This window comes from Cellvibrio sp. ARAG 10.3 (genome assembly GCF_051846955.1).
In the GTDB taxonomy this organism is placed as follows: Bacteria; Pseudomonadota; Gammaproteobacteria; order Pseudomonadales; family Cellvibrionaceae; genus Cellvibrio.
Genome location: NZ_JBPYCU010000006.1, coordinates 1 through 25161, shown reverse-complemented (window position 1 = coordinate 25161; position 25161 = coordinate 1). Strand labels below are relative to the sequence as shown.

The 25161-nt window shown below is 50.0% G+C and carries 23 protein-coding genes; 16 read left to right on the top strand and 7 right to left on the bottom strand.

All coding sequences use genetic code 11. The features are described from left to right. Positions 1–19 precede the first annotated feature (19 nt). On the bottom strand, positions 20–2488 hold the full coding sequence (locus ACSV5M_RS09490; protein ID WP_439175789.1) for a glycosyl hydrolase: 2469 nt from the start codon (positions 2486–2488) through the stop codon (positions 20–22). Between the two features lie 547 nt (positions 2489–3035). Between ACSV5M_RS09490 and ACSV5M_RS09485 the strand changes: the two genes are divergently transcribed. After that, on the top strand, positions 3036–6227 hold the full coding sequence (locus ACSV5M_RS09485; protein ID WP_439175788.1) for a di-heme oxidoredictase family protein: 3192 nt from the start codon (positions 3036–3038) through the stop codon (positions 6225–6227). Positions 6228–6303: 76 nt separating this feature from the next. On the opposite strand, the gene ACSV5M_RS09480 is transcribed toward ACSV5M_RS09485, so the two are convergent. Then, positions 6304–7923 (bottom strand): autotransporter domain-containing protein, encoded by a 1620-nt coding sequence (locus tag ACSV5M_RS09480; RefSeq protein WP_439175787.1) that lies wholly within the window; start codon positions 7921–7923, stop codon positions 6304–6306. A 59-nt stretch (positions 7924–7982) separates the two neighbouring features. Between ACSV5M_RS09480 and ACSV5M_RS09475 the strand changes: the two genes are divergently transcribed. The 4 genes from ACSV5M_RS09475 to ACSV5M_RS09460 all read left to right on the top strand — a co-directional run bounded on the left by ACSV5M_RS09475 (position 7983) and on the right by ACSV5M_RS09460 (position 11030). Next, positions 7983–9188, top strand: coding sequence for a hypothetical protein (locus tag ACSV5M_RS09475; RefSeq protein WP_439175785.1), 1206 nt, complete (start codon positions 7983–7985; stop codon positions 9186–9188). A 139-nt stretch (positions 9189–9327) separates the two neighbouring features. After that, on the top strand, positions 9328–10098 hold the full coding sequence (locus tag ACSV5M_RS09470) for a hypothetical protein (RefSeq protein ID WP_439175784.1): 771 nt from the start codon (positions 9328–9330) through the stop codon (positions 10096–10098). Beyond that, positions 10088–10519, top strand: a complete 432-nt coding sequence (locus tag ACSV5M_RS09465) for a hypothetical protein (RefSeq protein WP_439175782.1) — start codon at positions 10088–10090, stop codon at positions 10517–10519. Before ACSV5M_RS09470 ends, ACSV5M_RS09465 begins: the two co-directional genes overlap by 11 nt. Before the next feature lie 121 nt (positions 10520–10640). After that, positions 10641–11030, top strand: a complete 390-nt coding sequence (locus ACSV5M_RS09460; RefSeq protein ID WP_439175781.1) for a hypothetical protein — start codon at positions 10641–10643, stop codon at positions 11028–11030. 80 nt (positions 11031–11110) lie between these two features. On the opposite strand, the gene ACSV5M_RS09455 is transcribed toward ACSV5M_RS09460, so the two are convergent. Further along, positions 11111–11404 carry a YciI family protein gene (locus ACSV5M_RS09455; protein WP_439175780.1) on the bottom strand — a complete coding sequence of 98 codons (294 nt, stop codon included), beginning with the start codon at positions 11402–11404 and terminating at the stop codon, positions 11111–11113. Positions 11405–11434: 30 nt separating this feature from the next. Further along, on the bottom strand, positions 11435–12010 hold the full coding sequence (locus ACSV5M_RS09450) for a TetR/AcrR family transcriptional regulator (protein ID WP_439175779.1): 576 nt from the start codon (positions 12008–12010) through the stop codon (positions 11435–11437). Between the two features lie 300 nt (positions 12011–12310). Here ACSV5M_RS09450 and ACSV5M_RS09445 point away from each other — a divergent pair, with 300 nt between their 5' ends. The 4 genes from ACSV5M_RS09445 (at position 12311) to ACSV5M_RS09430 (ending at position 16712) form a co-directional block, all read left to right on the top strand. After that, entirely contained in the window at positions 12311–12697 is a 387-nt protein-coding gene (locus ACSV5M_RS09445; protein ID WP_439175777.1) for a BRCT domain-containing protein, read from the top strand. Between the two features lie 146 nt (positions 12698–12843). Further along, complete coding sequence (locus ACSV5M_RS09440; RefSeq protein ID WP_439175776.1) at positions 12844–13719, top strand: HamA C-terminal domain-containing protein; 876 nt, start codon at positions 12844–12846, stop codon at positions 13717–13719. Beyond that, positions 13709–16228, top strand: coding sequence for a DEAD/DEAH box helicase (locus tag ACSV5M_RS09435; RefSeq protein WP_439175775.1), 2520 nt, complete (start codon positions 13709–13711; stop codon positions 16226–16228). The genes ACSV5M_RS09440 and ACSV5M_RS09435 overlap by 11 nt, the downstream gene beginning before the upstream one ends. Positions 16229–16388: 160 nt before the next feature. After that, positions 16389–16712 carry a hypothetical protein gene (locus ACSV5M_RS09430; RefSeq protein ID WP_439175774.1) on the top strand — a complete coding sequence of 108 codons (324 nt, stop codon included), beginning with the start codon at positions 16389–16391 and terminating at the stop codon, positions 16710–16712. A 22-nt stretch (positions 16713–16734) separates the two neighbouring features. Here the strand turns inward: ACSV5M_RS09430 and ACSV5M_RS09425 are convergent, their stop codons facing one another. Both ACSV5M_RS09425 and ACSV5M_RS09420 read right to left on the bottom strand, forming a co-directional pair. After that, positions 16735–18153, bottom strand: coding sequence for a heavy metal sensor histidine kinase (locus ACSV5M_RS09425; RefSeq protein WP_439175773.1), 1419 nt, complete (start codon positions 18151–18153; stop codon positions 16735–16737). After that, entirely contained in the window at positions 18150–18830 is a 681-nt protein-coding gene (locus tag ACSV5M_RS09420; RefSeq protein WP_439175772.1) for a heavy metal response regulator transcription factor, read from the bottom strand. Before ACSV5M_RS09420 ends, ACSV5M_RS09425 begins: the two co-directional genes overlap by 4 nt. Before the next feature lie 200 nt (positions 18831–19030). Here ACSV5M_RS09420 and ACSV5M_RS09415 point away from each other — a divergent pair, with 200 nt between their 5' ends. The 7 genes from ACSV5M_RS09415 to ACSV5M_RS09385 all read left to right on the top strand — a co-directional run bounded on the left by ACSV5M_RS09415 (position 19031) and on the right by ACSV5M_RS09385 (position 23503). Then, entirely contained in the window at positions 19031–20143 is a 1113-nt protein-coding gene (locus ACSV5M_RS09415) for a catalase family peroxidase (protein WP_439175770.1), read from the top strand. Beyond that, the gene (locus tag ACSV5M_RS09410; RefSeq protein ID WP_439175768.1) at positions 20140–20736 is read left to right on the top strand and encodes a cytochrome b; all 597 of its coding nucleotides are present in this window, start codon (positions 20140–20142) and stop codon (positions 20734–20736) included. Before ACSV5M_RS09415 ends, ACSV5M_RS09410 begins: the two co-directional genes overlap by 4 nt. 189 nt (positions 20737–20925) lie before the next feature. After that, on the top strand, positions 20926–21402 hold the full coding sequence (locus tag ACSV5M_RS09405) for a carboxymuconolactone decarboxylase family protein (protein ID WP_439175767.1): 477 nt from the start codon (positions 20926–20928) through the stop codon (positions 21400–21402). Beyond that, positions 21399–21884: an RrF2 family transcriptional regulator gene (locus tag ACSV5M_RS09400; protein WP_439175766.1), complete on the top strand. Its 486-nt coding sequence runs from the start codon at positions 21399–21401 to the stop codon at positions 21882–21884. Before ACSV5M_RS09405 ends, ACSV5M_RS09400 begins: the two co-directional genes overlap by 4 nt. 259 nt (positions 21885–22143) lie before the next feature. After that, complete coding sequence (locus ACSV5M_RS09395) at positions 22144–22662, top strand: YdeI/OmpD-associated family protein (RefSeq protein WP_439175765.1); 519 nt, start codon at positions 22144–22146, stop codon at positions 22660–22662. Positions 22663–22749: 87 nt separating this feature from the next. After that, positions 22750–23280, top strand: a complete 531-nt coding sequence (locus ACSV5M_RS09390; protein ID WP_439175764.1) for a hypothetical protein — start codon at positions 22750–22752, stop codon at positions 23278–23280. Then, on the top strand, positions 23273–23503 hold the full coding sequence (locus ACSV5M_RS09385) for a hypothetical protein (protein WP_439175763.1): 231 nt from the start codon (positions 23273–23275) through the stop codon (positions 23501–23503). Before ACSV5M_RS09390 ends, ACSV5M_RS09385 begins: the two co-directional genes overlap by 8 nt. 73 nt (positions 23504–23576) lie before the next feature. Here ACSV5M_RS09385 and ACSV5M_RS09380 read toward each other — a convergent pair whose 3' ends face one another. Further along, positions 23577–24875, bottom strand: coding sequence for a peptidoglycan DD-metalloendopeptidase family protein (locus ACSV5M_RS09380; RefSeq protein ID WP_439175762.1), 1299 nt, complete (start codon positions 24873–24875; stop codon positions 23577–23579). Positions 24876–25161 lie beyond the last annotated feature (286 nt).

Below are 25161 nucleotides of genomic sequence, written 5' to 3'. Positions count from 1 at the left end.
ACGCTTTTTAATAAACATGTCATTGACCTGATACCGCACAGGTTGCGGGGGCAGGCGCTGAGTCCGGAGCCTGATCACTGGTTTTGATCCGAAAACTGTTGCCGGGCACGGTCAATACCATGCCATCGGAAAAGGTGACTTGCGTGGGTGCGCAGTGGACGTTGTAGGCGATGTAGGTCATCAAGCCGTCTTTATCAAAGGCCACCGCCGTCGGACTCGATGCCGTTAGTTCATCGGTGCCGGTAGCCACATGACCCAACTGTTTGTAAGTGTGAATCCAGTGGTAGGTATGGGCCTTGGTTTCGCCATCTTCCGGGTGATAGTCAAAGGCCCGGCTGGCGAAGTCAGCGGCTGCAGCGGCGCCGTCCGTCATGGCCCAGATATTCCACCAGACATCCGGCCACTGGTTGGCAGGCAACCCGGACGGCTTGCCGTTGCTCGACTCGGACAACCCCAGGGTCACGTAATCTTTCAGGTAATCCGCGTGCTGCCCGATATGCAGCACCAGCGGACTCAACGGCAAGCCCTGGATGCCCAGGATGTGGGCGTAAGCCTCACTGAACCAGGTGGTGAACACATGGCCGTTGCCCCAGATAATCGAGGTGGTGGGCTTGGTATATTCCGGCGGGAAGTTGTCGTAGTCCGCCCCCTTGCCGGTGTGACGATCAATATTGTTCCAATATTCCCAGTAGGTCGCGGTCGATGAGGCATGCAAGTAAATGCCGCGATCTACCAGCGCTTGCTGCCCGGTTATCAAGCCGTAAAGAATGATAGCCCCGTAAGCGTTAGCCGCCTCGGATGTGGATTCGTTGTTGTTGCCGAGCACAAAGTTGGCGTTGCCCGAGGCCCAGGAAAAGCCATAAGCGGGGTCGAAGTTGCGCAGGTAGGGAAACAGGGGATCGTCGCGCCCGGCCGCGTAGTCGCGGATCAGCAATTCCACCATCGGGCCATATTGCCTGGCGCTGCACCAGTCAGGCTCCACGCGGCATACCTCGGCGGCGGCGCGGACAAAATAACCGTAGTGGAAATGGTGGTCATTCAACTGCTGGTGCGCAAAGAAGGATTCGTTAAAGCCCAGCAGGGTGTTCCAGTCCTGGTCATACACAAAGTATTTACTGCTATCCAGCTCGCCGCTGGTGTCCGCGCGAAACCAGTCTTCCATCTCCCGCTTTAGCCAGTCGATCAGTTGGTCTGCCTCCGCCACCATGTCGTGATCGCGGGCGATAGCAGCCAGCTCTGCGGCTCGGCCGAGCATCTTTCCGGTCCAGTAGGTGTCCTTGTGGGTATTCCATTGTGCCGGCCCCTGATTAACAAACCCGGTAATCAATGCGCGCAATTGCGCCGGATCGTAATCGCCGATTCCGGCAGGGAAGAAGGGCAGCACCCCCACAAAAGGCAGGGTGTAGCTGAACTGGTCGGTGGCAGCAAAGCGGGTCAGGCCGCGTGCGCTGCGTACCTGGTAATCGGTAGCGGTCTGGGTGGAGTTTTTCCAATGGAGGGGCAGCATCCCTGCCAATGTAGTGACCGAATCTCCATTAAAGCGGTACTGATGTGTCACGGTAACCTGGTTATTGCGGCGATTGACGGCATAGTCGATGCGCACTTCATCCACCCGTTGCCGGCCGTGATCCGTAAACGTCCTGATCATGGCCTCGTCCGGCGTGCCCTTGCTCAACGGCAGGAGCGCAACGGTCAACTGCTTGCCGTGGCCAGCCCGGATTTCGTTACCCGCCACACCACTGAAACGGGTGCTCTCATCACCCACCAGCAGAAAATAGTGGCGGTTGCCCGCCACGTCGGTCCAGAGCCCCAGGGTGTTTTCGCCACGGTGGAAGATGCCCTTCTGATCGCCGTTGGCGGCATGGGTCCGCAGGATAAGTTCACCGTCCAGCGCGGTGAAGTACACGTAAGGTGAGCCGTGGACAAAGGTGGCTTCCATCACCGGTGTGGCGTCGCTGCGCCACTGCACGGTCACCGAGCCATCGCTGAAATCTTTGAGATACGCCTGGAGTTGATTGCCCGCCGAGTTACCCACCGCCATGCCGTCGAAGACCTCGCGATAAGGTTCGGGAATGCGGTAAGCATATTCTTTGTCGCCAGTGCGTAAGCCGCTGGGAATACCGAGGAGGCGCGCACCGCGCTCGCTGATCCGCGCGGTGATGGGGTCCGGTGTAATGTAACCCGCCTGAGCGGTATTACCGGTGGTCATTTCGCCGTGAAAGGCCACCGAACCCCACCAACGGTGGGTCATAGTGGGTCGGTCGGCAGCAGGGGACACCAACTGGGGATACAGGCGGGTGGGCGCAGCGCAATCGCGCACCTGGGGCTCTACCACCCCGGCATTGAGGATTTGACCTCCATCACATTGGTAACTGGCCGGATTGATCACGCGGCTGACATTGCCCGCCCCATAAGATGTAAATACGGACTGACAGCCTTGCGTGAGCATCAACGCACTCAGCAGGAGTGCCGCTCGTATCTTTATCACTACATACGCCCTGATTGTTATGCGTTATTAATATGGCAATTGACCGTTACCGGGGAACATCCTGTCCTGGCATGTGAATTCTTGTTGTCTGTTGAACTATTTTTAACGGCGCGCGAATAAACGTCGTCCCAGATTGACTTTTTTCTGCAACATGGGCTGTCTCACTTTTCGACAAAAAAAGGCGGGAAAGACCGTCTAACGCAAGCGTGGTGTGGGTTTGCGCAGAAAGCAGGACTTTCCTCTTTTATTGCTGCATGGCATTCGCCAATCATAGAGTCCACTTTACCCAGAGAGCCTAGTGGGACGACGGCGCATTTTTTGCCCGTTAGGCTGGTTGCAGGAGTGGAGTTAACTCCCATCGGTCTATCCCCGCCCAGGATGTATCTGGAGGTATCGGCGGGGCCCAGAGTTAAGCGACGGGCACAGCAATGAAGCTGACGATAAGAGGTAAATGACGCCTGGACGCGAAGAACGTGCGCACCCCGACAAGCTTTCGGTCGTCGGGTATTAACTCGAAATAATAATGTCTAACAACGAGGAACATCAGATGTGTCTAAAGAGACTAGGCAGCCGTGCCTTCTACTTGCTCATCCTGTTTGCCTGCGCCAGTGTTAACGCTCAGACAAATCTGGCTCTCAACGCTCCTGCCTCTGGCAGTACCAATCTCCAACCAGGCAACTATGCCACTGACGGTAACGCCAGCACCCGCTGGGAATCCGCTCACGGTATCGACCCGACCTGGCTTACGGTAGATCTGGGATCACAAAAAAGCCTGGCCTCAGCCCAAGTGGTCTGGGAAGCAGCCAACGCCGAAAACTACCTGATTCAGGGCTCCAATAACAATGCGGATTGGACCACCTTGAGTATCTTTACCGGTGGGGCTTTCGGTAATCGTACGGATAACCACACGATCAGCGGCAGCTACCGCTGGGTGCGCATGCACGGCACCCACCGTAGTGTCGGTAATAATTGGGGTTATTCCATTTATGAGTTCCGCGTGTTCGGTGCGACAGCATCCAGCTCGTCGTCCAGCAGCACCGCCGGTAACTGCAACCTGGGCTGCGTGAATACGCTCAACGGCAACACAATGCGCGCCACCGTTAGTGCCGGCAACATCGTGGATATCCACTACCGCGTGAATGGCGGCTCACAACAGAATTTCGGTATGACGCTGAATAATGGTGTGTGGACTTACGACATCACCAACTTGCCGGCAGGGGCAAGCGTCAGCGTGAGCTTCACCATCATCACCAATGGTGTGGGCAATACCACCGCATGGAATACCTACACCCTGGGCAGCACACCTTCATCGTCCAGCAGCTCTTCATCCAGCAGCAGCTCATCCAGCTCGACCAGCACACCGAGTGGTACCAACATCACCGGTCTGGGCGGCACCATTACCGCGCAGTACAACAACTCACCGGCCGGTGAAGGCGTTGCCAACCTGATCGATAACAATGTGAACACCAAGTTCCTGACCGTGGCCAGCTCGTCCTGGGTACGCTACCAGGCACCGGCGTCTTATATTGTCACCGGCTACACGCTGACCTCGGCGAACGATGCACCGGAGCGCGACCCGCTGAGCTGGACCCTGCAAGGTTCCAACAACGGCAACACCTGGACCACCATCGACAGCCGCTCGGCGCAGGACTTCCCCAGCCGCCTCCAGACCCGTGCGTTTACCTTTAACAACAGCACCGGTTACACCTACTTCCGGTTCAACTTCAGCAACAACAGCGGCACCATGACGCAACTGGCCGAGATGAAGCTGTACGGCACCCCGGGTGGCGGCAACAATAACTCTTCATCAAGCTCATCCAGCAGCAGCGTACCGCTAGGCAACATCGTGCCCTTGTATAACTCGTCCACCCCGCTGGAGCCGGCGATCAAGGTACAACAGGGCAATCAGTTGATTACCCGCATCGCTGACCGCGCGCGTGACCGCCATGCCAAGGAAAGCCACTTCCAGGCCTATGATCACTGGTTGAGCTTTTACTGGGAGCACCGCACCGCGTCGATCGAGATCATCGAAACCCAGTTTCCGGATGATACTGCCACCATTCGTATGAATGTCAGAACCCAGTGGCGCCTGAACGATACCGAAGCAGAAAACCGTTGGTTCTACCGCGGTATCGGCACCGTGGCGGAATACTGTGATAACGGCACTATGGTGGTGGTTAATGACCTGAACTACTACAAAGAAAGAACCGGCAACTGCCGCACCGGCCAGCCGATCCGCAAAGGCGACAAACTGGAGTTTGAACTGAGCCAGTTCCTTGATCCGAGCGTACCGCGCGGCCGTGCGCCTTACTATGGCACCACCTACCTGTACATCGTCGGTGAAGGCATTGTGCCCTGGGATATCCTGCCCGGCACCTTCAATACCCCGATGTTCGGCGGCGGCACCAAAGATTCAGTGAAGATTCCTGCGCAAGCCTGGCTGGGCGGCGGCACCACCCTGCCCTACGACCATTCCAACGAGCCGGATAACCACTACATCCAGATGGCCACCAACCTCGGCTACAACAACGGCCAGCCGTTCGTTCTGGGTCGCCGTGTACACCACACCTCGTTCGTTGATGGTACCCATGACGAGCACCTGGAAAACGGTGTGTTCGATGGTATGCCCGGCAAAGCCGGCCCGCATTATGTGAACGACCGCTGTACCGCATGTCACGTGCGCAATGGTCGCGCCGCACCGGCCAACCTGGGTGAGCCGTTAGATAAGTGGGTATTCAAAGTCGGTGACGCCAACGGTAATCCGCATCCGCAATTGGGCCGCACCTTACAGCCCAAATCGTCCGGCGGTGCCGCGAGTGAAGGCGTCGCGTCTTTGCAAAGCTGGAGTAACGTGGGCGGTTTGCGCGCACCTAACTACAGCTTCAGCGGTGTACAACCTGCGACCTTCTCCGCACGCATTGCACCCTCGCTGGTCGGTATTGGCTTGCTGGAAGCGATTCCGGAATCCGCCATCCTCGCGAAAGAAGACCCGAACGATGCCAACGGTGACGGAATCTCTGGCCGCGCTAACCGCGTGATTGACCCGGTTACCGGTCAAACCCGTTTAGGTCGCTTCGGCTACAAAGCCGGTACCAGCAGCGTTAAACATCAGGTGGCGAGCGCACTGAACAACGATATGGGTGTGCGCACCTCTGTGCTGCCCAACCCGGATTGTGGTTCTGCCCAAAGCGATTGTGGCCCAAGCGGTTCCGAGTTGTCTGACACCCACCTGAACAACCTGGTGAAATACAACTCGCTGCTCGGTGTGCGTCCGCAACGCAACATCAACGATGCAGCAGTACAACGCGGCAAGACCCAGTTCACCAACATCGGTTGTGCCGGTTGTCACACGGCGTCAACCTACCAAACCAGCGCCAACCATCCGCTGGCCGAGCTGCGTAGCCAGACTATCCAGCCCTATACCGACCTGTTGTTGCACGATATGGGTCCGGGCCTGGCAGACAATCTGGGTGAAGGTCAGGCGTCCGGTTCCGAATGGCGTACCGCGCCGCTGTGGGGCCTGGGCTTGTCAGCTTGCGTCACCGGTGGTGTAACCAACGCCGGCCAGGGCCAGCAAGTCTGTACACCGGTTCACAGCTACCTGCATGACGGCCGCGCCAGAACCATCGAAGAAGCCATCCTGTGGCACGGTGGTGAAGGTGAAGCCTCCAAAAATGCCTACCAGGCATTGGGCAGCTCACAAAAACAAGACGTACTGCGTTTCCTGGAATCCCTGTAATCCCCGTGCGACGGTGCCCCTGCGCCGTCCACAACTCGTCTCGCCCGGGCAGCAATGCCCGGGCTTTTTTATGGAATTAAAACTCCCAGTTAACCCCACCGGTAATCTGATACGCACTCGTATTCGCATAACTGCTCACGACCTTACCGGAGATAAATGTCGATACGCCGTTAGGTAACACGAACGCGGTACTGACATCCCATTGATAAAACAGGCTGTCCGCCGAATCTCCGCGCAACTCAAAATTACCCAGCGCATCAGCGTCCGTCAGATTAAACCTGATGTAGTCATTACTCAGATACGCCTGATTCACCGCGCTGAAACGTACGCTCGGGATCATCACCCCCCAATCCATCGCAAAGGTATAGCTGGTATCCAGACCGAGACTGGTGTTGAGCTGTTCGTGGGTTTGGTCTTCGGCAGACGTTAGCCAGGGTGAATCACCGGTTTCCGCAAAAGCATCCACCTGCGTGTTGAGGTAATCCAGACGCACAAACGGTTTGAGCGCCCAGGCACCGGGTTGCCAGTTGTATTCAAACTGCGTGCTCACACTGAACTGATCGCTGCCGTAATCGCTGTTGGCGACCGAGACATCCGGGAAGCGGATGATGCGCTGTGCTTCGGTATCGCCAGAGGCATAACCCATCTGCAGGTCGAGGCTGAGCGGGCCGCTGTACCAGGACAGAAAGCCGGTGAGGCTGATGACATCGGAATCCAGTGTGCCGCCGTCGTTAGCGAAGTCGACATCGTAAGAGGCCCAATCCACCGCCGCACCCAGATTCAGGTTGCTGTTAACGCGATAGCCCAAACCGAGCAACACACCTACAGCTTCGGATTCATAACCCGCTTCACGCCAGGTCTGCTTGCGTTCAAAGCTTTCCATCTGGACCGAGGTCAGCACCGTCCAGGGCGAATCAAAACCATCGCCCGCTGCACCGCCGGAGGACAGTATATGGTCATTAAAACCGACCACGGCACCGCCACTGCCGCTACGCATCTGCGCCATACCCTGGTAAATGCGCGAGGTTTTATTGCGGCTGTTTTCTGCCAGCAACCGGCTCTGAATCAAGGCTTCATCCGGTGCGATTTCAGCCATGATGGCATTAAGATCGCCCTCCGCCGCCTGGGCATACAACAGATCGCAATTGCTATCCAGCCGCGTGGACAACTCACCGGCATTACAGGCATCTTCCAACATACTGGCCACGGCCTTGTTACGCGCACCGTCTACATACAACTCGAAGGCAAAACTCGGTTCTGGTTCTGGTTGCGGCTCCGGCTCTGGTTCGGGTTCGGGCTCCGGCTCAGGTTCTGGCTCGGGTTCCTGCTCAGTGACCTCTACGGTCACGACAGTCGAGCCACCGTAACCGGAATCGTCCACCACAAAATACGTAAAGGTATCGGTGCCGACGAAATCTTCGCTGGGCGGGGTATAAACAAGCTGATTGGTTTCACTATCAAAAATCACCGAGCCGTAGCCGGTGGATGTGGAATCAAAACTGTCGATAAAGAGATTGTTGTTCTCACTGTTATCCGAGGTATCGTTGGCCAATACATCAATGGCAATCGAGCCGGTGCCCTGTATCATGGTCGCCGTGTCGGGATTGGCAATAGCCGTTGCGTTAGCCTGCTGCACCGCCGAGGCTAACAGTAGTAACGGGATGGAATGAAGTGGATTTGTACTGCGTTGCTTCATACAAAATGTCCTTTTGTCGAATGAATTGAAATAAAAAAAACGAGGAGCGAGTACCGCAGATGGCCACACAACATCAAGGAAAAACCATATTGTGCACCTGGGAAATCGGGGGCGAATTGGGACATATTTCACGCTATTCTGCAATAGTCAAAGCGCTGGAATCAGACGGGCACCACGTTGTGCTTGCGTTAAAAGATCTGTCGCGCGCTTACCCGTTTTTTTGCACCACCAAAGCCACGCTGATGCAAGCGCCGGTGTGGCTGCCCAAGGTCACCATGCAACGCCCTATCGCCTGCCTTGCCGACACCTTATTGTGCCTGGGCTACCTGGAAACCGATCCACTCGACTGCCTGGTGCAAGCCTGGGAAAGCATTGTTAATAGCGTTAAACCGGACCTGATGATTTTCGATTACGCGCCCACCGCGATGATCGCACTGCGCCACACCCGAATTCCCAAAATATTAATCGGCACCGGTTTTGCCGACCCCATTCCCGGCCGGCCTATTGTGGATTGGCGACCCTACCCACAAGACGATGGCCTTATCGCGCGACAGGAAGAGCGCGTGTTACAGCAAGTGAACGCTGTACTCGCACGTCGCCACCAACCCACGCTCGCGCAACTCACCGACTTATTTGCGGTAGATCGCGTAGTCATCAGCACTTTTCCGGAACTCGATTTGTATAGTGAACGCGACAACGCCGACTACTGCACCGGCCCCACCGCGAAATTGGTCGACACACCGGTGAAATTTGCCAGCGACGCACGCCCGCGCATCCTCGCCTATTTAAAACCGGCGCACCCGAATATCGAATTGCTGGTCACCGCCCTCGCCCGCTGTAAAGCCAACGTATTTATCGCCTGCCCCAAAGGCCCGGCAAATTTATTTACGCCCCATGTCAGCGAACGCTTTCAATTCAGCAACGAACTGGTGGACCTGCAAGGTGCCATGAGTGAGGTTGATGTCTTTGTCGGCCACGGCAATGCATCATCCGTGAAAGAAAGCCTCGTGGCCGGAAACCCCACGGTGGTGTTACCGATTCAACTCGAACAATTACTCACCGGCAGAAAAGTGCAGCAAGCCGGCTTCGGTGTGCTGGTAGAAAAAATACCGGGGCTGGATGAGATGGTAAAACTCCTGAATGACGTGTTGATGAATGGTGATGCTTACCGGGCGAATATTCAGGGATTATTGGAACGGCACCCGGCGCCGCGGTTGTGTGTGGCGGAGGCGGTGGAAAACGCGGTGACGCAGTTACTGCGGTAATACGGCAAATAAGTAGCAAGAAGTAGATGTACAACACAAAGTTACCCACAAACAGCTAAGGGAATTGCGCGCAGTACATCAACGCTCTAGTATTTCACCTTAAAATAATTTCCAGGCACCCGCTGAAAAGGATTCTCTAATGCTTGATTATCACTCCTCGACTAAACAGCCATTATCGATTCCCTTGTCTTTGCTCTCACATCCTGTTGAAGGCAATCCAGAGCGGCCTGTAAATATAGATTTACCCGCATCTGATCTGATACATGAAATATTGCATTTCATGCAGATCGGAGAAGGAGTCGCGATTATTGTCAGCAGAGATGAAGACGAAAAGAAGGAGCCCTGCAAACGTATTTACCTACACGCCTTTACAGGCGCGCGCGACGAGGCATCGGTGAAAGCATTTAAGCAGTCCATGGCTGCCCATAAAAAAGCAGGCACCATGGGTCCGAGTGGTGAAGAATGCCTGCTTTACACAGGCCATGTCGGCATTTCTTTCCAATCCAAAAGCCCCGTCTATGGCTTTAACCCCGACACTGGCGACCTGCCGGGCTGGTTAGTAATAGAAAGACTGAAGGAAAAATCGAGCTCATTCGATCCCTATCCAGGCGTCGTCACCGATGACAGTGCCGTATTTAATATGGCTAAAGCTCGTGGCCTGAATTATAAAATTCTTGAATATGTCTTTCCTGAATCGGCTTACAATGAAATCTATGAAGCCTTTAATAAATCCAAAAGCAACACGGGGTTAACCTATAGCTTTCCCGGTCAGGGTGGTGATTGCAATTGCGCTACCTGGCCTCAGGAAATCGGGTTGCCAATTCCTTGTAGCAGGGGGCAAATGAAGGAATATATTGCCAGCTTTGATGATAATGAAATTCGGAAAATGGGAGAATGTTGTGATAAATAATCAATTTGATACAGAGATTAAGGCACTGGCTGATGCCGCCAGAAAAATTCACGGTGCGCCTGAAAATCAACAAGCGGCCTTGATTCAGGATTACGTCAAGCAATTGCAAGCCCTCCTCAAGCAAGGCTGGAACTATGCATTGGGAAAAGAAAATGAAATTCGGGAAGACTTGCTGCCACCACAATATGTAGCGCAACGCAACCAGGTCATCGAAAACCTCCAGATCAAACTGGGCCGTTGCGCTGAAAAATACCGTGCAGCAATACCCAACTCCCCATCCGACAAACAAGCCCTGGCGGACTATTACGAAACCTACAATGAGTTGATTCGCGTTAACGGCGGTATCATTGCACTGGACCCGGATGCCGAGCTACCTGATGACCTGATGCCAAAGGACTATGTGGACTACTGGCTCACCTGATGCAACCAGAAGCTTTTTCAGCAGTGGCGCACATCACATACACTTTTATGCTGGCCGTGCCATAATCAGCGCTGTCGTACAGTCAAGCTTTTCCAACCATAACTACATAGGAGCTAATAAGATGCAACGCAAGACCTCTACCCTATCCGCCGCTGTCATTGCTTTATTCACGCTGTTGATCATCGCCCCGCTGTCGTTTGCGGAATCCAACGCGATTGCCACCATGGCGCGTATTCTTACCGAGTTGAATCACTACCCGTCCGCTGAGCAAAAAGCAACCCTGGCGGCGATCAGCAAAGATGAAAGCAACAGCGAAGCCACGCGCGCGATTGCTGAAGCGATTCATAACGTTGAACACAAAGCCAAAGCTGATGATGTTGCTACACTGAAAATCGTCAGTGAAACAGAATCCACTACTGAAGAAGAAAAACAGCTGGCGGAAATTGTGATGAACCTGAACCACAGCGTTAATGCAGAAACCAAGAAAGCACTGGAAGCTTTAGCGAAGTAAAAAATGATACGAACCGAGATGGTGTGAAGTACACCATCTCGTTGCAGTTCCTCAGTTACCCTTCTTATAAACGCTTTTATCTAAGCAACCTGCGCAACAAACTCAAGCCGTGGATCAATTCTGGATGGTGTGATCTCAATGATTTCCGCGCTGACAATATCTTCAATGACAAACGGATCTTCATCCACACGCGCTTGCAGCGCCGCCAGGTTGGTGTTATGCGCCAGAATTCCACCCCCCAACGCTAATTGAAGGCTACCGGCCATTAAAAACACCCCTTCATCGAAACCGCGCTTGATCCATGCCTTGTGGGCTTCCATATGCTGGCCTGCTTGTGATTTATTGGCAGAAAATTTTAACAACACGATGAACATAGTATTCCCTCCTGGGTTTATAACAACGATCTAATTATTTGCTTGCACGGATTCCGCTATCCAAGCGCACATTTGCTCGACCTCCCGCTCAATAAATTTTTTATCAGGAAACGCATTCGCCAGTGTCGCAACGCCTTGGCTGCGGGCCAGAATATGCATCGACATATCATCCGCCTTTTTTCCAAACCCCAGCTGCGCAAACTGCTTACCCAGCCAGGAACGAAACAAGGTAAACAATTTATTCGCCTCATCTTTGGAAGCATGATCAAGCTTGGCCAGCTCGGAGCATAAAGTGCCCACCGGGCAACCGTAACGCTCGATTTTGGTTCTGTTCATCATAAGGATGTGAATAAAACAGCGGATGCGCTCCTCCGGCGACTCGGCTTCACGCTCCCATTGCTCCAGCAACGCCTGCGTATTCGCCATGCGCCTATCGATCACAGCCGCAAGAATTTCATCTTTGGTTTTAAAGTGATAGTAAAAATTGCCACGCGAGATCTGCACAGCGTCCGCAATATGCGCGAACGACGTATGCTCGTAACCCTGTTGATAAAATAATTGATCCGCCGCTGCGACAATTTGATCGCGCGTTTTTTTATCTCGCATGGATACCCCTTTATAGATCCCTACATAAGCCTTTTGCCGACAGACCACCCCGCCAAAAAATAGGACAACCGTCTTACAAGGAATAAATTAGGACGGTCGACCTAGAATGTCAACCATCAATTGCCCAGTATGTGTAATTCCGTGTAATTGCTTTTTTCAATAAGCGGATCGGCAATATAAAAACCGGAAAAGCCATAACAAATTGTTATGTAAAGCCGTGCTTCACTACTGGCATGTAAAGCAGCAATAAGCTTTACTATTTGGCAGTACGATATTGGGATTCAGACAAGGCGTGTTGTTATGGACATCTTCACTCGGTTTAACCGCAAAGCTATCCAAGACCGGCAGACAGATATGCTGGGCGAACTGACCAACCCCACCACACTACCCATCAATAAACCGCAACCTGCCATCACCTTTCCCGGTATCACATTCCAGTTCACAGGAACCTGCGCTTTTGGTACGCGTAGCCAATGCCAAGCCGCTATTGAAACGCTCGGCTGCATTAACTCCGACAGCGTAACTAAATCATTAAATTATCTGGTGCCGGGCACCTATGTGACAGATAGCTGGGCGCATGAAACATTCGGGCGGAAGATAGAAAAGGCCATGGCGCATCGGGATAGTGGGGTGCCGTTGGTGATTGTTACGGAAGAGCATTGGATTGGAGAGGCTGGTCTTGCTTGAAAGATGGTACCGCTGTGTGCCCAAAGCGGACATATCATTGAATTATTCAAACGTATACGTTTAGAAAAAGAACCGAAATTTAGCAGTTTCGATAATCTATGGCGGCTGCTATCTGCTTTTTGAGCGTGCCAAATTTGGATGGGAAAATGAAATACGACCATTTGTTGTCAAATACTAATTCAATGATGAATCAAGTCTATTGGTTTCAACAGGACATCAAGCTTCCAAAAGCAGCCTCGCACAGAGGCGTCTCGATACGTCACGTCGATATAAAGGAGATGCGCTCAAGTTTTATTAGAGAATTAAAAAGCACTGCTTTGAACTGGGTTTACTCTAGCAATAAGTATAAGACTTTATTTGAAGAAGAAATGTTATCTAGAAACGGAGATGCTCAGAACGCATGCTCATACCTAATGCAAGTAGCAGATCAGAAATTTCGTAAAGGAAACCCTCAAGGGCAATATGGGGAACTACTTTTATTTAACTTTATTCAGCATTTTTTCCGAGCCCCTCCGTTGTTACGCAAGATGCCCATTACAACAAATCCAAGCTTGGAGAGAAATGGAGCTGATGCGATCCACTACAGAGAAGATGCGGCGGAACAATGCTTTATACTTGGAGAATCAAAGTGCTACGAATCAAAATACAGATTCAACGAAGCTTTACAAGTATCTATAGATAGCATTGTAACGTCATTCGAGAATCTAGAGAACGAACTAATATTATACCAATTTGATGATTTTATTGACCCAGAACTTATAGATGTGGCAAAAAATCTGAAGGATGGAAAGCTTACCTCTCCAAAATTTGAATTGGTCTGCCTCATTATTTATGAGGAAAACAGGGATATCTCCGCGAATAGCCAAACTGAAATACAGAATAAAATTGAAGAATGTTTGAAATATCGTTGGGCGAATACACATAAAGACTTATACAAAAACGTAGGTGATCCAATAGTAAGTCGTATCCATTATGTTGTTTTTCCAAACTGGTCGTTGAGAGAGCTATTAGATGAATTCTAAGAAAAACATGGAAATGGCAAACAGAACTGTATTGCGGCATTTACTGGAAATCGAGCTTGAAAACTATGCGATAAAACTGAAACTAACAAATTCGCCAAAGAAAGTAATTTCATACGAGTTAATGCTTGATACTCTAAATCTTCTAAATCAAATTACCACTGGTGATCAGTCAGATTTCAATCGTCAGGTAGCCATAACGGCAGTTGCATTGCTTTGGACACACTCCGACCAAGCGATCAAAGAGAATTTGCGTAAAATATTAACTCCTATATTAGCGACTATTGGATTCTCTCCAAGCAACATTATGCTGGATGAAAGCTTACGTGAAAATGGTATTTATTCTTCCTTTGATAGCTACATCAGCAAACTTAAAATACTTGTAAATGATCGAAAAAATCAGATATACGTTGGTGAAAAATGTTATACCTTGACCTCCTTTCAGTCAGGGCTATGGAGATCTATTGAGAACCATAAATTACTTGGGATTTCTGCCCCAACGTCAGCAGGAAAATCTTTTTTAATATATTTAAAAATTATAGATTTGCTACATAAAGGTGCGGAAAGAATAGTCTATGTCGTACCGACATTAAGCTTGATTAGTCAGGTCACATCCGACATATCGAAACTAATGCATGAACATCGAGTATTAGGGATAGATGTTTTGAATTCCTTTGAGGAAAATTTAAATAGCTTTATATACGTTGTAACTCAAGAAAGGGCTATTTCAATTTTTTCTGAGGGTCACGTATCTGATTTAGATCTTTTGGTGGTCGATGAAATTCAAAATCTTGAAAAGGTTTCGTATGAAGGCAGCGACCGCTCGAAAATATTATATGACGTCCTGATTGACATAAAAAATGATGCCAATGTGGCGAAAATTATTCTGAGCGGGCCTAGACTTAAGAACATCGGGAGCCTAGGCTTTCGTGTTTTTGGTGAAGTTTCGCGCGAAGAGCAAACGGACTCACCTCCCGTTCTGAGTTTGACCTACTCAATATCAGAGAACAAGAAAAAGTATTTTCTTAATTTGTATTCGGTGCTTTTTGATGCACCACTACAAGTTTTGATAGAAAACAGTTTCCATATTAATGGTCTTGGAAAGTCGCTGTACAATGTAAATTTTAACAATTACCTGAATCAAGTTCTAGATTGCCTCAAAAACGATGTGAACGTTGTGTTCTCTCCAACCTCAAATCAAGCGAGAAAGTCTGCTAGTGATTTTTCAAAATTTAAAGGGAAATCAAATAACAAATGGTTAAAGAGCCTTTCTGAATACTTTAAAGGATCTGTTCATCCTAAGTATGAATTGGCAAAAATTGTAGAGTCGGGTGTGGCTTATCATACCGGAAAGACACCCATGCATGTTAGAAAGAGCATTGAATATGCTACATCTAAGCAGTTAATTAAGTGTCTATTTTGCACTACAACTTTGATGCAAGGAATGAACCTGCCCGCTAAAAATGTTGTTATTCGCAATCCCCATCTTTTCATAGCAAAAAAGAAGGGTAGCGCGTCACTTTCCGCATATGAATTTGCAAACCTCAGAGGTAGGGCAGGCAGGTTATTAACAGATTTTATTGGTAGAACAATAGTGCTGGACGAGGGTTCTTTTGAACCCAGCGATACGAGCTCAGAAGCATCCAATCTCTTTCCTGAAGAGCACAAAGATATAAAAACGGGATACCAAGATATATACGATCAGAATTCTGAATACATTCAAGAAAAACTTGCAAATAATGAAGTGGCAGAAGATGGTTCATCTAAACACTTAATTACTCACATAAGACAAATGCTTTACCGCTATGGTAAAGAACATGGCATGTCTCGACTGAAGGATGTTGGGCTAAGTCTAACCTCGTCTCTGTTAAATACTGCGATTAAAGGATTGAATGAGTTGACGGTGGATCGGGAAGTAGTCCTCGCAAACCGGTATTGGGACCCTATAGATATTAACCGGCTTTCCGATAAATATAATGCGGTTAATCAGCCATTAGTTGCAAGCGTATATGAGCAAGGAATGTGTCAAAATTTTCTAATCTGGATGATGTTTTTACGAGAAAATTTTCCATATTACTTCAACCGCTATTTGGCGGGTGTAGAAAGCGATACTTATCTTTATGGTGTAGCAAAAAGTGCAGAAAGCTGGGCAAGGGAGACCCCTTTAATTGAAATATTACAATCAAGGTTCAACGCTAATGAGGCAGCTATTGACGATAAAATTGATTCGGAAATCGAAAAGCTGAGTAAGTATGTTAGTTATGGATTACCTATGCTATTAAAGCCAATTTCAGACCTTGGTCGCCAAAAAGGCAGTCTAATTTCCGTCATTGAGCTCGGAATGTATACCAAGGTAGCTAGATATTTGGCCGATAGAGGGGTTCCGAGAGAAACCGCCATTAAGGTCAGCAGGGCTCACGGCACAAAAAGTGATGCTGTTCTAGATAAAGCAATTCTATCCAAGGCACTGAATTATTGGGAATTGCAGCACGTTCAACATTTGCTTAACTAATGAGTCTTCATCTATCTGCGTCTTCTCCTGTCCGAAAGTTGAATTAAAGCATAATCATTAGATCGCTCCCGCATCAAACTGAGATGTTGAAACCATCCATTAAAGTCATATATGTGCGATTTAAGATATATGCCAGACTGATTGATCTATAGGAGATAGCATGGAAAAGGCAGTTTGGGTTACATCCTTTGTAGTAAAGATATTACGGTCAAGCCCTTTAGCTATGGATGATTCCGAATATGCCGCCGCCGAGGCAGCGTCTTTTGCGGATTCAGCTGAAGATGCGCGCTCGCAACTCTTGTCGCAACTGGAGAATGCAAAACTTGAGTTAGTCGAAATCCATCAAAGTGCTCCCTTCAATGGCGCCAAATGGATAGCCGACAGCAAGTATAGGGATGACATTCTGCAATTAGTCGAGGAAGTAAAATTTTCCAGTGCTTTTAGATTTGGTGTGTTTAGGGAACATGAAGGGATGGATGCATAAACGGAGGCTACACAGATTCCCGCTATTGTCGCTGTATGGTTTTGCCCGGAAATTCCAACGTAAATACAACAGCACTTTCCCCAGCAAGATAAGCAACACTGGCAGTACCTCCATGAAGATGCATGATGGCGCGCACAATGGACAAGCCCAAACCATTAGATTCGGTGTAAACACTGCGTGATGCGTCACCACGATAAAAACGGTCAAAGATTCGATCAGTATCTATTGGCATAGACGCATCATATTGGTTTACGACAGAAATGGTGTCGGCTACTTCGGTTTGTGCACTGGTGAGCCGAATCCTCGTACCCGGTTTGCCGTAGCGTATGGCATTCAACACTAAGTTATTCACAGCACGGCGCCACATGATTAAGTTGGCAAACATTTTGCCGCTTGCAGTGACCTCAAAGCACATGTGTTTTTCCGCTGCCAAAGGTTCGAAATATTCGGCGATCTTTTCCAGCTCGGTTGGAACATCAATCTCTACCTGGTCGGCAACCGGGTTTTCCTGATCGGCACTCGCAAGAAATAGAATATTTTCTATGATGCGTGCCATGCGTGATAATTCTTCAACATTGGATTCCAGCACTTGCTCGTATTCAGCCGGGCTTCTTGTCTGTTGCAAGGCGACTTGTGATTGTCCCATCATGATGTTCACCGGGGTACGCACTTCGTGCGCAAGGTCGGCAGAAAACTGGTTCAGATGCTGGTACCCTTTTTCCAGCCTGTCCAGCATTGCATCAAATGCCGCTGTCAGCGCGCGTAATTCTGGTGGGGCATCGGTCATCCCAAATCGTACGGACAATTTTGTGGGTGTAATTTCAGCCGCTTTATCACGCATGCGTTTGATGGGGCGCAGCCCGCGACTAAGGATAATAAAAGCCAGTGCTGTGGTCAGTAGCGCTGTCAACACTACCGCTGCGATAACACGGTAAAGATAGGCGGACAGCATCCTGGATTCTTGTGTCATCACATAGGCAGCGGTAATTTCTATCCTATCCTGACTTGTACCGAGCATAGCCAGCGCTGTCACCCAGCGCACTTTTACGCTATCGGTCGTTGTGCTCGTGCGCAGCGCATCCAGACCTATCGCCTTATCTACCGGCACCACAGGCATAGAGGGGGGCAACAGGTTGCCCGGATTCACAACAATGAATGGCGCTTCATCGACACGTTTGAATATGCGCACATCCTGTTCATTGCCAAGCATGCTCTCGAACAGCTCAGGGCGCTCTTCCATTTGTTTGATGTCATACAACGCGTGAAATAGATTACGGAAGTGTTCGACCCTGCCGATCAACGCATAGTCGACGCGCGTCTCCATTGCCTGTTTAACTGAAACGTACAGATAGAAACCCAAACCGCTCACGACCAAACATGCAACAAGGCCAAATAAACCGGCGACCCGATAGCGTAATTCCCAGTTGTTCCAGAATTTCATGATGGGTCCGAGAACATATAACCGACGCTGCGCACGGTATGGATTAATTTTTTCTCAAAGGGCGCGTCTATCTTAGCTCGTAGCCGCTTCACCGCCACATCGACGACATTGGTATCACTGTCAAAATTCATGTCCCACACCTGCGATGCAATCACCGAACGAGATAAGGCTTCGCCCTGTCGTTTGATGAGCAAATGCAGCAGCATGAATTCTTTTTTCGTCAGCACGATATCCACACCTTGCCGCGTAACCTTATGTTTGACGGCATCAAAGTGCAGGTCGCCGATTTGGAATGTTTCAACATCCCGATTGTCCCGCGCTACACCGCGGCGAAGTATGGTGCGCACGCGTAGCAGCAGTTCTGCAAATGAGAAAGGCTTGACCAGATAATCGTCAGCGCCCAGTTGCAAGCCTTTTAATTTGTCATCAAGACGGTCTTTGGCAGTCAGGAAAATAATCGGCACATCACTTTTGGCCCTGAGTGCGCTGATCAAGGTCCAGCCGTCCATCACCGGCATCATCACGTCCAGGATGATCAGCTCATACTCGCCTTCCAGTGCCAGGTGCAATCCATCAATACCATTGCGGGCCACGTCCACTGAATAGCCAGCCTCCTGAAAACCTTTCTTCAGGTATTCACCGGTTTTTTGGTCATCTTCAATGACGAGAAGGGCCATGTAAATTCCTGCTCTGCGAATGTCTTACGATCAATTTTACAGGCTAGTGCCGCATAACGTGATGACAAATTTGTCATCCAAATGACACGGCAATTTCAGCAAGTACGTCTTAGGATATTGAGCAGTTCGTATAAAGCTGGTGCTTCAACCTATTCGAGCCAATACTAACGCTGACTCACGTCCTTTTGGGAAACGCTTCCATGCAAAAAAACACACCCACTTCTGATCTATTATCGCGGCGCCCCACATGGCTTCCGCTATTTGCTATTGCGTTCATCGTCGCCGCTATCGCGCTCGCTTTTGCGTGGGTGGCGGGATGGCTTACGCCAGATAAGCTTACCCCGGCGCGTTTCACCAATGCGATTGAGACCAGCAATGGACAAGTCCATTACGGTTTCCGTCGCGCGCATGCCAAGGGCGTGTGCGTGGCAGGTTATTTTGAAGGTAATGGCCAGGGCGTAGCGCTGTCCCGTGCGCGCTTGTTCGCGCCGGTACGCACGCCGTTTATCGGGCGCATGTCGATTGGCGGCGGCTCGCCCTATGGGTTGGATGCCAAGGCGCGCGTGCGCAGTATGGCGTTGCAATTCAATAGTGACGATGGCCAGCAGTGGCGCATGGCGATGAATGATTTCCCGTTTTTTGCGGTGTCGTCGGTTCAGGCGTTTTACGAGCAAACGGTGGCGAATGCGCCCGACCCTGCAACAGGCAAGCCCGACCCCGCTAAAGTGGCCGCGCTTGTGGCAGCGCATCCAGAATTTGCACGCTTTGCGGATTGGGCCAAAAACACGCCCTGGTCAACCAGTTGGGCGAATACCACTTACCACAGCGTCAATACGTTTCGCTTCAGCAACAGTGCCAGTGAGCAGCATCATGTGCGCTGGTCAATGCAGCCGCAGACAGCCTTCGTGGCTATGTCGCCTGAAGAGCGAGAGGCCGCTGACGATAATTTCCTGACAGAAGATCTCACGACGCGTCTCGCACAAGGGCCCTTGCGCTGGGAGATGGTTGTGACCCTGGCCGCACCGGGTGATTCGATTACAGACCCGTCGCAAACCTGGCCGGAAGATCGCCAGAAAGTGACGGTGGGCGCTGTGGTGATCGAGCGTGCATCGCCACAAACGACCGGCGCGTGCCGCGATATAAATTACGATCCGCTGATACTGCCCACGGGCGTAGACGGGTCTGAAGATCCATTGTTGGCAGCGCGCTCCGCTGTCTATTCGGTGTCATTTAATCGCCGCGAACATGATATTGCCACCGGCAAAGCGGATGCTGCCATCGGTCAAGCGTCGTCACAGGAGGCTTCACAATGAACGACAACGCAAACCATAATCACCTACCCTCGCGGCCTGCTCCGCGTCATTTCAACCTGACCGCGCGCGTTTTGCACTGGAGTATGGCGCTGATGATTTTGGCGATGTTGTTTATTGGTATCGGCATGGTTGCGTCGCTTAGCTTGCGCCCCACTCTGATCAGCCTGCATCGACCGCTCGGCATCGCTATCTTGTTATTGGTGATTGTGCGCTTGATCAATCGTCTTCGTCATCGCCCGCCACCTTTGCCCACCGACCTGCCCGCCGTGCAGGTGTTTGCGGCCAAGGCATCGCATTGGTTGTTGTATGCGCTGATGTTTGCCATGCCGTTGGTTGGCTGGTCTATGTTGTCGGCAGGCGGTTATCCGGTGACGATGTTCGGTGGTTTTACACTACCAGCCATCGCGCCCCACAACGCCACCGTTTATGCCGTATTGCGCAGCGCTCACACCTGGCTGGCGCTGCTGCTGTTTGCCACGGTGCTGGTGCATTTGGCGGCGGCGCTGTACCACGCCTGGATGCGCCGCGATGGGGTGTTTGCGAGTATGGCGCGGGGAGATGATCCAACCAATGCCAATTCAACCAGCGAATAAGTCCTGCCATCGCACAGATAAAGCAATCAGCGAGAGTCATGTTGCCTGTCCTGATTGCGGCGGGAAATCCTGTTCTGCACAATTATCTTGACCTTTGTTTAATCGCGGACAATAATTATCCGCGATACGAAGCCAGTTTGTTGGCCGACATGCCTTAACCCGAGGCTAGACACAAAGGAGCCCTCTAAAATGCAGAGACTTAACTATTTTTCTTTAGCCATGCCAGCCTTTCAGCACCTAGGTGGAATTGATCAATACTGCAAAAAAAGTGCTATGGATCAGACCATAATGCGGCTTGTTCAGATTTACGCTTCTCAGCTGAACGGTTGCGCTTTCTGTGTAGACATCCATTGCAAGGAAGCTAAAATTGCTGGTGAGCGTGAATTAAGAATTTACCATGTGGCAACGTGGCAAGACTCTCCACTGTTTAACGAACGGGAAAAGCTCGCATTTGAATGGACAAAAGCCGTAACGCTGATCAATCAAGGCCCCGTCTCTGATGAATTATTCGAGAGGATGCAACAGCATTTTAGCGATCAGGAGATCGTCGATTTAAATATGCAAATTGCATTTATAAATCTTTTTAATCGCTTCGCCGCGACATTTAAATCAGTGCCGGGTGATAGAGACAAAGTATTAGGACTAGAAAGAGCGAATCTTTCATGATTCTAGGCAATCAAGTCGAATGGGCACTTCACTGCGCGATGATTTTAGGGAGTGTTCCAGAAGGTAAGCTCCTAAGCTCTCGCGCTCTCGCCGAATTTCATGGTGTTCCGAAAGAATACCTGTCGAAGTGCTTGCAGATGCTATCTAGTGCCGGGCTGGTAAATACCACGTCGGGACCTTATGGAGGTTATAGCTTAGCGAAGTCGCCTGCCGAAATTTCGTTTTTAGATGTGGTCGAAGCCGTTGAAGGAAAAACGAAGACTTTCAAATGCAATGAAATCCGCAAAAACAATCCCTGTTTAGCCAAGGTCGATAGAAAGTTCTCAAATCTTTGTGCGATTGCAGCCATTATGTATGATGCCGACGAAGCTTGGAGAGCCGCACTTCGCAGTAAAAAGCTATCCGATATTACCGAAAATCTGGCAGATGGGGTTAGCAGAGAAACAATGTCTAACTTCGTTAGATGGATTGATGAACATTAGGTGGAAAAATGCCTACCTGGTGTCGCCGATACCGGCATCATCCAAATACCGATAGTAATTTTGGTTCATACTTCTGTTCTCTCACCCGACGAAATGGAAGCGCTCTCTGCTGCTTGCAAGACTCCTTACAAGGCATGGGAAAAAACCGGCAAATTGGCGGAGTTGGGCGGCCTATCAGATCCGCAAGCCTGGAAGAGCATCCGCTCATGAGAGCTTGAACCTATTGAAACCGGGAATTTGTGATATCACAGGTTGCGCTATGGCTAGCATTTCTTTTACCTCAACTATCGAAAAACGCGGAATTAATCCTTATGTACTTGTCAGCGCCGAACTCGCTGCGCAACTAAAGAAAAACTGGCGCAAGCCCCTTCCCGTGTTAGTGCAGGTAAACAGTAAGCCTGAGCCGCCGTGGCGTATCAATATGATGCCTGCGGGCGACGGGAGTTTTTATTTGTACTTGAGCCGTGAAGTGCTCAAAGCGTCCAACACCCAGGTTGGTAGCCTGGTGGACGTAAAACTGCAATTTGATGCAAGTTATAAACCGGGCCCCGCTCATCCGATGCCCATTTGGTTCAGTGAAGCATTAGAACAAAATCAACTTGCCAAACAGGGCTGGGATGAACTTACCCCGAGCCTTCAAAAGGAAATACTACGCTACCTGGATCGATTGAAATCAATCGAGGCGCAAACCCGTAATACGCAACTGGCCATACATGTCTTGTCGGGCGGTAAGGGACGATTTTTGGCGAGATCCTGGAATGAGAAGCCTGACTCGTGACGTTGTACTTAGCTTGCGCTATATTTGGAATAAACAACTATTACAGCGCCGGAGTCGGCAATAGGATTAAGTGAAAGGAGAAGTTATATGAAAGATGTTTTACTGGAAAGTGGCACCGTTAAGCGATTCTTTGCAAAAATAGACGGCTTAAGTCGGATATATGATGGAGAAAAGGATTTAGCTTTATTCTTGTGGCGTGCATCAAGAACTGATCAGCCCTGCGAAAACCCCTTGTATCCAGACTTTGTGCCAAGAGAACTCCGCAAAGGCCAATTTAGACCTGCGGACGTTACTATCGAACAGCGTAACGGCATTGACTACATCATCCCTAAGATTTCAAAGAAAACTTCTCGTGGCATCTGGAAAGCACAAGGTACATCTCTTTTTGATCGTCCCAATACATTTGTAGGAAAAAATTGGGAATACATAGAAATACCGGAAGGCACAAAAATCCCTGTCGGACTACTCATTATAAAAGACGATTATAATGAAAGGTTCGAAGCAACACACTATTCCATTGTTCCTGATCACGCAATGTCTTTAAAAGCATTCAAGCTATTAATTGATTCGCTATTGAAAAACATTGAAATTCGTAGAGGCCAGCAAAAAAATGCCTAATATTGACAATGATACTTTACTGGTATCGATTCAGTCTGTATATCAAAGCATAAAGCGCTATGAGTCTCTTCTTAGCTCTGAAACATTAAAAGACCCCGAAAATATTGAGGAGCTTTTACTCTCGTATGACGAAGCACTTGAGGTTCTGAAGAGCTGCTACGGAGAGCAGTTAGAGTTGGGGGCAAATTTGCCGCCTTTAGAGGCTATATTGTATTCAGAATAATGAAACGATAAATTTTAAAGTTACTTCTGCTCTGATGAATTGGGAGAATTTCGGGTTAGGGTGTGCATGGCTTTTAATCCAGTACTGGTATTTCCTGCTTCGCCACTTTAGCCCAAGCGTAAACGCCGCCCGGCATTTTAACCCGTGCAAAACTGCCAAACTGACCTAAGGTTGGTAATTTCTCTCCCGCAGAAAAATGACCCACAACTGGCGCGGTGTCATCGGGCAATGAAAAAGCCACGTAATTTTCAGTGAGCGTTAATTCCGACCTGGACGGTACCTCCGTCAAGCGTCGTGCAATAAATCCTTTTGTGCCGTTACGGGTCGTAACCCGCAACCAGTCTCCGGCGACTGAATCCACTTGTATTAATTCCGCACGCATTAAGGACGCGACGGTAGTAGTTTTTAGTGAAGGGCCGCTGCGCAGATTGGCTTTCTCCGGTTTAATCGACAACCAGCGCGGCGCCAGTTCGACGCGGGGTGGACTGTAGGTGTTTACCGATTTTTTCCGTCCCACCAGTGGCAAAGGATCAACCGCGCCCCGCGCAAATTTGTATATCCCAAAATGCAAATGTGGGCTGGTAGTGATCGCATTGCCGGTATTACCGACGGTGCCGAGAACGTCTCCTCGCCTGACGCGGTCGCCGGGGGACACCGCGATGGAGTCGAGATGCGCGTAATAAAAAGAACGCTGGTCCCCGCGGACCCACACATGTTTTCCACCAAGTGGTGTATTCCCCACGCGGGTAACGCGACCAGCCTCAGCGGCAATGACCGGCGTGCCACGCGGTGCAAAAATATCGATGCCCTCATGCCGTCTTGCTCCACCATCGCGATCAACACCAAAAAAACTCTGCACGGCATTTTCGCGCTCGGTATCAACAGGAAAGCCATAGCGTAGCGGTGACGTTATGGCGATATCCATTAGTCCCTGCGCCGTGTGAGATGGTTGTATACGCACCCGGTATTGGCCAGTATGTTCCGCCGCTATCTTGAGTTGCTGTTCCTTCGCCGCCATGCTGCCAATACGCCTGGGTTCGGTTGCTGCGTCCTTTACATAAAACACATCCACGAAGACCTCCGCGCGCGTATTAATAGACGGAAAAATATTGACCTGGATCAGCTCATCCATTTTTAAATCAAACGCAAAGGTGATGGGTTGTAGATAGTCCGCTTCAAGCAGGCGGCGCTCACTGTAGGGCAAGGATATTGGTAATGGCGCCGCTAAGGATTCCTCCGCTTCCATTCTCCAGCGCTCGGCAGTAGCCTTGAGGTTTTCGCGCAGCAATGCGGAGTAATAGGAATCGTGCGGCGACAGCAGCACCTGGTCTTTAAAATACAGCGCGGCTGCACCAAGAAGCACAATTAACATGATCAGAAGATATTTCATGCTGATTAAGACTGAGTGATAATGAATTAATTCACTTGCGAGGCAGGCACCAAAGTTATCTGGCACCATTACAAATAAGCCACACTTCCTGGAACGACCGGTAGATTATTTCGTTAAGAAAAAATCAATTGCACCCAAGATAATTACCCAGAAGGTGAAAAATGTCAGAGCTATCCGTTAAAAACGCAAAATGGACTTCCCAGATTTCACTAGACACCTAAAAGCCTCATAATCTAATTCCAAGATGAGGTGTCTATGTCAGGCAAAC

Coding starts and splice junctions, on each gene's coding strand:
- ACSV5M_RS09475 (WP_439175785.1), top strand. CDS start 7,983: ATGGCCACACAACATCAAGGAAAAACCATATTGTGCACCTGGGAAATC.
- ACSV5M_RS09390 (WP_439175764.1), top strand. CDS start 22,750: ATGAAAGATGTTTTACTGGAAAGTGGCACCGTTAAGCGATTCTTTGCA.
- ACSV5M_RS09430 (WP_439175774.1), top strand. CDS start 16,389: ATGGAAAAGGCAGTTTGGGTTACATCCTTTGTAGTAAAGATATTACGG.
- ACSV5M_RS09405 (WP_439175767.1), top strand. CDS start 20,926: ATGCAGAGACTTAACTATTTTTCTTTAGCCATGCCAGCCTTTCAGCAC.
- ACSV5M_RS09455 (WP_439175780.1), bottom strand. CDS start 11,404: ATGTTCATCGTGTTGTTAAAATTTTCTGCCAATAAATCACAAGCAGGC.
- ACSV5M_RS09435 (WP_439175775.1), top strand. CDS start 13,709: ATGAATTCTAAGAAAAACATGGAAATGGCAAACAGAACTGTATTGCGG.
- ACSV5M_RS09395 (WP_439175765.1), top strand. CDS start 22,144: ATGGCTAGCATTTCTTTTACCTCAACTATCGAAAAACGCGGAATTAAT.
- ACSV5M_RS09450 (WP_439175779.1), bottom strand. CDS start 12,010: ATGCGAGATAAAAAAACGCGCGATCAAATTGTCGCAGCGGCGGATCAA.
- ACSV5M_RS09380 (WP_439175762.1), bottom strand. CDS start 24,875: ATGTTAATTGTGCTTCTTGGTGCAGCCGCGCTGTATTTTAAAGACCAG.
- ACSV5M_RS09470 (WP_439175784.1), top strand. CDS start 9,328: ATGCTTGATTATCACTCCTCGACTAAACAGCCATTATCGATTCCCTTG.
- ACSV5M_RS09420 (WP_439175772.1), bottom strand. CDS start 18,830: ATGGCCCTTCTCGTCATTGAAGATGACCAAAAAACCGGTGAATACCTG.
- ACSV5M_RS09425 (WP_439175773.1), bottom strand. CDS start 18,153: ATGAAATTCTGGAACAACTGGGAATTACGCTATCGGGTCGCCGGTTTA.
- ACSV5M_RS09410 (WP_439175768.1), top strand. CDS start 20,140: ATGAACGACAACGCAAACCATAATCACCTACCCTCGCGGCCTGCTCCG.
- ACSV5M_RS09485 (WP_439175788.1), top strand. CDS start 3,036: ATGTGTCTAAAGAGACTAGGCAGCCGTGCCTTCTACTTGCTCATCCTG.
- ACSV5M_RS09445 (WP_439175777.1), top strand. CDS start 12,311: ATGGACATCTTCACTCGGTTTAACCGCAAAGCTATCCAAGACCGGCAG.
- ACSV5M_RS09440 (WP_439175776.1), top strand. CDS start 12,844: ATGAAATACGACCATTTGTTGTCAAATACTAATTCAATGATGAATCAA.
- ACSV5M_RS09385 (WP_439175763.1), top strand. CDS start 23,273: ATGCCTAATATTGACAATGATACTTTACTGGTATCGATTCAGTCTGTA.
- ACSV5M_RS09480 (WP_439175787.1), bottom strand. CDS start 7,923: ATGAAGCAACGCAGTACAAATCCACTTCATTCCATCCCGTTACTACTG.
- ACSV5M_RS09460 (WP_439175781.1), top strand. CDS start 10,641: ATGCAACGCAAGACCTCTACCCTATCCGCCGCTGTCATTGCTTTATTC.
- ACSV5M_RS09415 (WP_439175770.1), top strand. CDS start 19,031: ATGCAAAAAAACACACCCACTTCTGATCTATTATCGCGGCGCCCCACA.
- ACSV5M_RS09400 (WP_439175766.1), top strand. CDS start 21,399: ATGATTCTAGGCAATCAAGTCGAATGGGCACTTCACTGCGCGATGATT.